The sequence below is a fragment of the Streptomyces sp. NRRL S-495 genome (genome assembly GCF_000966955.1).
Classification (GTDB): Bacteria; Actinomycetota; Actinomycetes; order Streptomycetales; family Streptomycetaceae; genus Kitasatospora; species Kitasatospora purpeofusca.
The window spans coordinates 1-9,790 of sequence record NZ_JZWY01000481.1; the positions used below are offsets into that span (position 1 = coordinate 1).

Consider the following 9,790-nt stretch of genomic DNA (forward strand, 5'->3'; position numbering starts at 1 on the left):
CCGGCCCGACCGGGCCCGCCGTACACCAGGGTGTACGGCGGGCCCGGTCGTGCGGTCCGCGGACGGCGGGGCCGGACGGGATCAGTGGTGGCCGTGGCCGCTGCTGATCTCCTGGTGCTCCTCGGCCGTCGGCTTGGCAATCTGGCTGCCCTCGCCGTAGAAGCCGCGGGCCAGCTTGGCCCGGGTGCGGGCTAGCAGTCCGGCCCTGCGGGCCACGCCGTTCTCGTCCACCTCGGCCGGCAGCTCGAACGGCTGCGGCTGGTCGTGCGCGGTGAGGGTGTGCAGCCGCTCCGGCGGGAGCGCCGCGTGCACCTCGATGAACTCGCCGTGCTGCAGCCGCTTGATGACGCCGGTCTCCCGCCCGTGCAGCACCTTCTCCTTGTCCCGGCGCTGGAGGCCCAGGCACCAGCGCTTGGTGATCACGAAGACGATCACCGGGGCCACGAAGAAGCCGATCCGGGTGGCGTTGGTGATCGCGTTGATCGACAGGTGGAAGTGGGTGGCGATCAGGTCGTTGCCGCCGGCGGCGAGCAGGACCAGGTAGAGGCTGATCCAGGCCGCGCCGAACGCGGTGCGCACCGGCGCGTTGCGGGGCCGGTCGGCGATGTGGTGCTCGCCCCGGTCCCCGGTGATCCAGGCCTCCAGGAACGGGTAGGCCCAGATCGCCACCAGCACCAGCGGGAAGATCATCAGCGGGACGAACACGCCCATGTTGAGGGTGTGGCCCCACAGGCCGATCTCCCAGCCCGGCATGATCCGGATCAGGCCCTCGGAGAAGCCCATGTACCAGTCCGGCTGGGCGTCCGTGGACACCTGGTCCGGGCGGTACGGGCCGTACAGCCAGATCGGGTTCACCGTGGCGATCGCGGCCATCGCGGACACCGTGCCGAACACCAGGAAGAAGAAGCCGCCCGCCTTGGCCATGTAGACCGGCATCAGCGGCATGCCGACCACGTTGTTGTTGGTCCGGCCGGGCCCGGCGAACTGGGTGTGCTTGTGGTAGAAGACCAGGATCAGGTGGGCCACCAGCAGTCCGAGCATGATGCCCGGGATCAGCAGGACGTGCACGGTGAACAGTCGCGGCACGATGTCGTGGCCGGGGAACTGGCTCCCGAAGATGAAGAACATGAGGTAGGTGCCGACGATCGGCACGGCGAGGATCGCGCCCTCCATGAACCGGATGCCGGTGCCGGAGAGCAGGTCGTCGGGCAGCGAGTAGCCCATGAAGCCGTCGAACATGCCGAGGATCAGCAGGCCCGCGCCGAACATCCAGTTGATCTCGCGCGGCTTGCGGAACGCGCCGGTGAAGAAGACCCGCATCATGTGCACGAACATCGCGGCCACGAAGACGATCGCGGCCCAGTGGTGGATCTGGCGGATCAGCAGGCCGCCCCGGATGTCGAAGCTGATCCGCATCGTCGAGGCGAAGGCCTCGGACATCGGGATGCCCTGGAGCGGAACGTAGGAGCCCGCGTAGGTCACCTCGCCCATGGACGGGATGAAGAAGAGCGTCAGCCAGACCCCGGTCAGGATGATGATGACGAAGGTGTAGAGGCAGATCTCGCCCAGCATGAAGGACCAGTGGTCCGGGAAGATCTTGCGCAGATTGGACTTGGACAGGCCGTAGATTCCGAGCCGTCCGTCGGCCCAGTCGACGAGCGCCTCCGCCTTGTTGGCGGGCGCCGCGCGGGTGCTGGTGACCGGCCCCGGGGTCGACTGCTGGTCGGCTCTCACGACGGGCTCCCCGGTGTCCGCCGCGGCATGTCCTGGACGCCCGGCCGCGTCACGGCCGGCCGGTGGAGTGATGTGATCATCGGACCTCTCGATACGGGGGTGCCGTCAGTCCGGCGCGCGGATCCGGCGACCCGCCGCCCCCGTTGCTCAAAGTGATGGAGCGCTTACTCTGTCATGCTGTCGGGAGCGCGCCGACTGTGCACGTCCATCGGCCCGTCCGGCCGCTCGTGTCGGCCCGTCCGGGGGGTCCCGGGGCAGCGACCGGGCCGTGAGCCGGCCGCGAGTCGGCCGTGTCGGGGCTGTGACGGGGCGTCCGCAGGCCCCCTCCGCCCCGCTCCGATGCTGCGCTCGGGTGCTGTTGACGACGCGCCGGGGCGTTCTGGCGCGCGCCGTGCCCGGGGAGGGTGCGGGACCGGGCCTACGCTGCGCCAATGGTGGATCACCGGGAACTCTTCGAGGACGTGACAGCCGACCTGGCCCGGGCCGGCTTCGACATCGACCGCGGGCCCTCCGGGCTGCGGATCGGCCATGGCCCGCACGGGGTGCTGATCGACTGGCCGCCCGCCGAGCAGGCGGCGGCCGAGCAGCCGCCGCCCGCCGAGGGCATCCGGGCCGCGGTGACCGGCGCGGTCGCCGCCGTACTGCGCGAGTCCGGCTACCGGGTCGCGACGGCCGGCCCGGACGGACTGCTCGTCACCGGCTCCCGTCCGGTCCGGGTCGCCGCTCCCGACGCCCCGGGCGAGGACGGGCGGGGGCCGGCCGGGGTGCCCGAGCAGTGGTGGGGGTGAGCGGGGGGACTGCCCGAGGTCCGCTCGACGCGCAGCCAGCAGGCCGCACCCGTCGGTGAGGGCGCCTCCGGTCGCGGGGTCAGGAGGTGTTCCCGGCCCCGCTCCTGGCCCCGGCCCCGCTCCCGGCCCCGCTCCCGCCCGTGGCGGCGGCGATCGCGGCCGCCAGCTCGTCGACGCCCTGCTCCCGCAGCACGCCGTAGTGGTCCCCGGCCAGCCGGACCGTGGCCGGAGCGGCGGCCGACCAGCCGGAGCTGCCCTCGATGAACGAGTAGTCGTCACCGGTGGCCTTGAAGACGGTCACCGGGGCCGACAGCCGCCGCTCGGCCAGCTCGCGGAAGGTGTACTCGAACTCGTAGGTCTCCCCGACGATCCGGGCCACCCGGCGGATCAGCTCCTCGTCGAGCTCCGGCAGCTTCCGGTGCACGAAGGCGGCGAAGCCGTCCTCGTCCAGCACCTCGGCGAGGCACTCGGCCAGCCCCGGCCCGCCGACCGAGCCCGCGAACACCGAGTGGAGGATGGTCAGGTACGCCGGATTGCGGTAGGAGGACTCGCGTCCGTACCGCTCCCCGTCCGCCTGTCGCAGCTCCGGGTTGCCGGGGCAGATCAGCATCAGCGCGGCCACCCGCTCCCCGGCGCGCTCCAGCTGCCAGGCCGCCTCGAAGGCCACCCGGGCGCCGAAGGAGTACCCCCACAGGGTGTACGGGCCCTCCGGCCGGACCGCTCTGATCTGCGCCAGGTCGGCCGCCGCCATCTCCCGGATGGTCGGGTACGGCGTCTCCCCGGGGTTGATGCCGTACGCCTGGACGCCGTAGAACGGCCGGCCCGAACGCCCGGCGAGCGGACGCAGGTTCATCGGGTAGCCGCCCAGTCCGGGCCAGCAGAACACCGGGTCGCCGGCGCCGCCGCGGTGCAGCGGCACCAGCCGGGAGGCCGGTTCCCCGCCGTCCGGGGCGCCGTCTGTACGGGTGCCGTCGGTCCCGGCCGCATCGGTCCCGGACGTGTCGATCCTGGCCGCCAGCTCGGCGAGCCGGGGGCACTCGAACAGCACCTGGAGCGGAAGCCGGGTGCCGAACTCCCGGTTCACCCGGTTGACCAGCGCCACCGCGATCAGCGAGTTGCCGCCCGCCGCGAAGAACTCGTCCGCCGTGGAGACGGTCCCGTACTTCAGCGCGGCGGCCCAGATCCCGGCCAGCCGCCGCTCGGTCGGCGTCGCCGGCGCCACGAACGGCGCGCCGGTGGCGGCGTCCCTGACCTGCTCGGCGGCGGCCAGCGCCTTGGCGTCCACCTTGCCGTTGGCGGTCAGCGGCAGCTCGTCCAGCACCAGCACCCGGTTGGGGACCATGTAGTCCGGCAGCAGGGCGACCAGCTCGTCCCTGATCAGCTCCGCCGGGCCGCGCATGTGCACGGCGTCCTCCCGCATGCCCTCGCTGCGGATCTGCTCCTCGCTCACCCGGCCGCCGAGGAAGAAGTACGACGCGCCGCCCGGGATGCCGCACCCGGCCAGCACCGCGTCGATCCGTCGGGCGGCGGGCAGCGGGTGGCCGCTCTTCGAGCTGTAGCCCGAGGACATGAACCCGAAGCCGAGCCCGTTGCGCTGCAGCCGGTGCAGCCGGACGCCCAGGCCGATGTACTCCAGCCACGGTTCGGTGGCCCGGCTCACCGCGGTGACGCCGAAGCCCGCTCGCCGGTAGACCTGCTGGTTGATCGCGATGACGTGCCGGGACTCCACCACCTGGTCGGAGACCCTGGTCAGTTCGCCGCCCTCGAGGCGGTACAGGCCGGCCGGCAGGCCGTCGACCCCGCCCGGGTGGGCCTGGACGAACAGCTCGGTGTCCTCCCGGTGCGGCCGTCCGTCCTCCGGGACGATCGCGAAACTGCCCAGGTAGTAGTCCTCCTCGGCGACGTCCAGCCGCCGCTGGACCGAGGGCTCGTGGCCCAGCGGACGCACCGCCAGCCCGTACTCCGGGAGCACCTCCTCCAGCACGCCCAGCATGTGGCCGGCCTCGAACTCCAGCACCTCCTGGATGTTGTTGCGGTACACCGGTTCGATGGCGCCGCGCCGGCCGAGGAAGTGCAGCGCGAGCGGCGCGCCCCCGGCGGCCCGGTCGCCGACCCGGACCAGGGTGTGGTCGACCGGGTGGTAGTAGTGCACGCCCGCCGCGAGGCCGTGCGAGCCGTCCGTCTCCAGGTACAGCTGGGTGGCGTACAGGGCGCCGGGGGAGGCGTAGGCGTACTTCGGCAGCAGCCGCTCCGGGCTGTGGAACTGGCCGAACCAGCGCAGCACCGGGCCGAGTTCGGCGAGGGTGACAGCGGCCGCCGGCCGGCCCGGCGCGGTGGCCGGGCGCGGCGGGGCGAGCAGCGCCAGCAGGTCCTCCCGGGTGACCGGGCCGCCCTCGAAGAAGCGGTAGGTCTTGCGGGCGAAGGTCTCCCGCCGCTGCCGGTCGGTCTCCCGGCGCCCCGGCAGTTCGACCACCGGCCGGCCGGCCAGCTCGGCCGGGCCGCGCAGCCCCGGGTTGGACAGCTGGGCCCGGACCTGGAGCTTGCTCGCCTTGGACCGGTGGTGGCCGCCGTGGTTGCCCTGGTCCATCAGCGCGGCCTCCTTGGGGTTCAGCTCCACGCAGGCCACCAGGTTGCGGTGGCCCGTGCGCGGGTCGTCGGTGACCACCGCGGCGGCCCGGCGCACCCAGGGGTGCTCCTCGACGGCGAGCGCGATCTCGTCCAGCTCGACCCGGTAGCCGCGCAGCTTGACCTGGTTGTCCACCCGGCCGGCGCCCTGCAGGGTGCCGTCCGGGTTCCACTCGGCGAGGTCGCCGGTGCGGTACAGCCGCTCGCCCGGCAGGTACGGCGAGGCGATGAAGCGCTCCGCCGTCAGATCCGGCCGGTTGAGGTAGCCGCGGGCCAGCTGGACGCCGCCGATGTACAGCTCGCCGGTCACGCCGACCTCCACCGGCGCCAGCTCCTCGTCCAGGACGAAGCAGCGGGTGCGGTCCACCGGCACGCCGATCGGCACCGAACCGGCGCCGTCGCCGAGGGTCTCGGGGTCGATCCGGTGGGCGGTCGCGTTGATGGTGCACTCGGTCGGGCCGTACAGATTGACCAGCTCCGCGCCCGGCAGTGCCGCCGTCAGCGCCCGGGCCAGCCGGACCGAGAGCGCCTCGCCGCCGGAGTACAGCCCGCGCAGACCGGTGCAGTCGGCCAGCCGCTCGGTGTCGAGCAGGGCCTGGAGCAGGGTCGGCACGCACTGGAGGGTGGTCACGCCGTGCGCCAGGACGGTGTCGATCAGGGCCTCCGGGTCCCGGTAGACGCCGGGCGCGCCCATCACCACCCGCGCTCCGGTGGCGGGCGCGAGGATCTCCCACTGCGCCGCGTCGAAGCTCATCGGCGTCTTCTGCAGCACGGTGGTGTCCGGGCCCAGATGGCCGGCGTCGGCCAGCCAGCGCAGCTGCGACACGATGCTGTGGTGCTCGATCATCACGCCCTTGGGGCGGCCGGTGCTGCCGGAGGTGTGGATGACGTAGGCCAGCGACTCGGGGGCGGGGCCGGCCGGGGCGTGGGCCTGGTGCGGGATGTGGGTGCTCCCGCCCGGCTCCGGCGGGGCGTCCCGGTCCGGGAGGTCGGCGGCGGTGACGATCCGGGTGCCGGCCGGGACCATTTCGGCCAGCCGGGACCGCAGGTGCTCCTGGGCTACGACCACCCTGGTCCCGCTGGACTCGATCATCCAGCGGAGTCGCTCCTCCGGGTACTCGGGGGAGAGCGGCAGGTACGCGGCGCCCGCGTGCAGGATGCCCCAGGCGCCGGTCATCAGGGCCAGGGACGGCTCGGTGTACAGGCCGACGCAGTCGTCGGTGGCCACACCCAGCCGGTGCAGGTGCGCGGCGAGCGCGTCGGCGGCGGCGGCGAGCTCGCGGAAGCTCAGCCGGGCGCCGGCGCCGCTGCTGCCCGTGCCGGTGCCCGCGCCGGTCTCCGCCGGAGCGGTGACCGCCGTGGCGTCGGGGCGGGCGGCCGCCTGGGCGCGGAGCAGGTCGGGCAGGCAGACGGTGCGGCGGGCGTCGAGGAGGGTGGCGAACAGGACGGGCTGTGCGGTCATGACGGGGTTCCCCTGGGCTCGGGCCGATAGGGCCGCCCGGCGCGTGGACCGGGCGTGACCTCCAAGGTCGGCCACCCGCTGTCCCGAAAACCTGGGGCGGTGGCCGTCTCCCGGTCCCCCTTCGGGCCCGGGCCGGTCCTGCCCGCGTCCCGGGCCGGTCCCGGTCGTCCCGGGCGCGGTCCCGGCCCGGTCAGAACGGCTGCGGTTCGAGGTCCCGGTCGATCTGCCGCCATTCGAGAACGGCCTTTACGTGCGGGTGCGCGTCTCCCAGGAGCCCGGTGAGCGCCGTCAGCGCCTGCGCCCGCGGCTCGGCGGCCTGGTCGTGCCGGCCCTGGCGGTGCAGGGTGACGGACAGGTTCGCGCGGCAGACCTCCGTGTCGGGATGCTCCTGGCTGTACCGCTCGGACAGCCCCCGGAGGGCGGCCCGCCCGAGCTCCTCGGCCTGCTTGTACTGCTCCGCGGCTGTGCAGGAGTTGGCCAGGACGACCATGGCGTTCAGGGTGGACGGGTGGTCGGGACCGACCGTGCCGGTCAGTCCGCGGACCGCGTCGTGCCCGAGCCGGACCGCTGCTGCGAGGTCGCCGCAGTGGCGCCGGTACTGCGCGAGGTTGGCGGCACAGCCGAGGGTGAAGGGGTGCTGTGGGCCGAAGAGCTCCCGATGGCCTTCGTGCGTGCTGCTCGCGAGGTCCCGGGCCGCCTCGTGGTCGCCGGACGCGCCGAGGGCCGCTGCCAGGTTGAGAGCGGAGGCCAGTGCGGCGGGTGTGTCCGGGCCGTGGCGGTCCAGATGGCGGCGGTACGTGGTCTCGGCGAGCTGCCGGGCCTCGTCGGTCCGGCCGACCAGTCGCAGGCCGACGGCGAGGGAGTCGGCGACGCCCAGGCATTCCGGCGCGTCCTGGTCGAGGACCTCGTGGAGCGCGCTGTGGGCCTCCCGGAGGGCCTCCAACGAGGAGCGGTAGTCCCCGAGTTCACGTTGGCCCCGGGCCCAGTTGGCCTTGCTGACCAGGGTGGCCGGGTGGAGCGGGCCGAGGACGGTCGCCCGCCGCTCGAAGGTCTCCCGGTCCAGGGCGCGGGCGGCTTCGAGGTCGCCGACCAGGCGGTGGTCGAGTGCCAGGTCGTTGGCAGTGGACAAGGTGAGTGCGTTGTCGTCGCCGAACAGCTCGCGGAACTGTTCGAGGGTCTCGCGGTCGAGGGCCAACGCGGCCTCGAAACGACCGGTGGCCCGCTGGTCGGCGGCGAGCGATCCGGCGGTCATCAGGGTGTAGGCGTGGTGTTCGCCGAAGGTGGCCCGTTGGCGTTCCAGCACGCCTTCGTCCAGGGCCAGGGCCTCGGCGTAGTTGCCTCGGGAGCGCAGGACGGCGGCCAGGTGGAAGCGGAGCACCAGCGTCTGCCGGTCGTTCTCGCCCAATGTGGTGCCCCAGTGCGCGTCCAGCGTCCGGCCGAGCTGGAGCGCCGCGTCCAGGTCCCCGCGCGTCCGGAGGTAGCGGACCCGGTCGATGAGGAGCAGCCGGGTGTCGGGGTAGTCGCTGTCCTGGGCCCCCGAGGGCATCAGGTGTGGCCAGATCGTTTCGAAGGCAGGCCAGTTGGCCGGATCGTCGGTGTCACCCACCACGGGTCGCGCCCCCGCGAGCACCAGATGCACCGCGTGGCGGGCGGCCCGTTGCTCGTCCTCGGCCAAGGTGGCCAGCAGCGCCGACTGGACCAACCGGTGGACCTGAAGGGTCTGTCGGCCCGGATCCGCCTTGGCCAGGGCGAACCGGCTGATGGCCTGGATCACCGAGCCGAGCATGAACCGGTCGCCGAGGTCGGCGTCGTACGGGACAAGGGCGCGGACCATCTCGTCGCTGTAGACAAGGGGCATCGCGATCGGCTCGGCGGACAGGAACGCGCAGAGCTGGAGCAGCCGGACGGCGGCCGGGGACTGTTCCCGCAGGCGGGCGATGGAGATGTTCCAGGTGGCGCCGGCCGGGGTGGGGTAGTCGGTGGGCGCGGTGGCCATGGACAGCACCCGGGCGGACTCGGCGCGCAACTGCGCGAGATAGGCGGCGACGGTGGTGTCGGTCTCCGCCAGCCAGGCGGAGGCGACCTCGACCGCCAGCGGCAGGTCACCGACCGCCTCGGCGACCTGCCCGGCCTCCTCGGGTGAAATGTCGGGCAGGCGACGGGCCAGGTGCTCGACGCTCTCGGCCCGCCCGAAGACGTCGACCTCCAGTGCCTCGGCCCGCCTCGACCAGCCGGAGTGGCGAGAGGTGAGCAGGACGTGACCGGGACCGCCGGGCAGGTACCGGACGATGCCGTCGGCCTCGTCGACGTTGTCGAAGACCAGCAGCCAGCGCGAGGTCGGTTCACCGCGCCCCAGCGTGTCGAGAGCGGCTTCCATGGCCGCGCTGAGGGAGTCGCCGACCTGCAGGCCGAGCCGGGCCGCCAGTTCGGCCAGGGCGACGGTGATCAGCTCGGCCTGTTCGGCGTCGATCCACCACACCAGGTCGTAGTCGGCCGCGAAGCGGTGCGCGTACTCCGTGGCGATCTGGGTCTTTCCGATGCCGCCGAGACCCAGCAGTACCTGGACACCGGTCGGCGTCGTCCCGGCCCCGCCGCCGAATCGGTCGCGCAACCGGTCCAGGACGGTCGAGCGTCCGGTGAAGTGCTGGTTGCGGGGAGGAACCTCCCACACGGCCGGTCGGCGGCCGGGGAAGCGCGGGGCGCCGTCGCCGGGCTCCGCCGCCGGGGCATCACGCAGTCCGAGGGCGGCCAGCAGGACCTGTTCGGCCTCCTGCTCCTCGCGGCCGACCAGGTCGACCGGGTTCCGGTGGCTGATCGGCGGGCCGAGCCGGATGTCGTCGACCCGGACCGGGAGCAGCAGTCCTCGGTCGCCGGCAGGGTCGGACTCCGCCACCGACTCCCACAACTCCCCGAGCCGGCGCGAGTTCTGGGACGCGCCGGACAGGACGGCCACGGTCCTGGTCCCGGCCTCGGCCTCGGTCGTCACCCGGAAGCCCGCCCGGGTGAGGACCGCTCCGATCCAGTCCGCCCAGGTCCGGTCCGCGTCGAGGCAGAAGAGCAGGAGTTCCTCGGGAACGGCCGGGCGGCGGTGGGTGAAGGCGTCCAGGTGGCGCAGCCGCAGCTCCTCGTCCACCGGCGGCAGGCCGGTGACCCGGCCGTCGGTCAGCACGGAGACGAGCCG

Annotated in this window: 4 protein-coding genes; 1 reads left to right on the forward strand and 3 read right to left on the reverse strand. The window is 73.4% G+C overall.

Going from position 1 to position 9,790, the window contains the following annotated elements:
* Positions 1 to 81: 81 nt before the first annotated feature.
* A complete protein-coding gene (locus tag VR45_RS24090) occupies positions 82 to 1,734 on the reverse strand; it encodes a ubiquinol-cytochrome c reductase cytochrome b subunit (protein ID WP_045941917.1) in 1,653 nt (550 codons plus the stop codon).
* Positions 1,735 to 2,165: 431 nt separating this feature from the next.
* Here VR45_RS24090 and VR45_RS24095 point away from each other — a divergent pair, with 431 nt between their 5' ends.
* A complete protein-coding gene (locus tag VR45_RS24095) occupies positions 2,166 to 2,522 on the forward strand; it encodes a hypothetical protein (protein ID WP_045941918.1) in 357 nt (118 codons plus the stop codon).
* A gap of 79 nt (positions 2,523 to 2,601) precedes the next feature.
* Here VR45_RS24095 and VR45_RS24100 read toward each other — a convergent pair whose 3' ends face one another.
* Positions 2,602 to 6,609 (reverse strand): amino acid adenylation domain-containing protein, encoded by a 4,008-nt coding sequence (locus VR45_RS24100; RefSeq protein ID WP_078896786.1) that lies wholly within the window; start codon positions 6,607 to 6,609, stop codon positions 2,602 to 2,604.
* A 190-nt stretch (positions 6,610 to 6,799) separates the two neighbouring features.
* On the reverse strand, positions 6,800 to 9,790 hold a 2,991-nt coding region (gene fxsT, locus VR45_RS24105), incomplete at its 5' end, for an FxSxx-COOH system tetratricopeptide repeat protein (protein WP_045941920.1).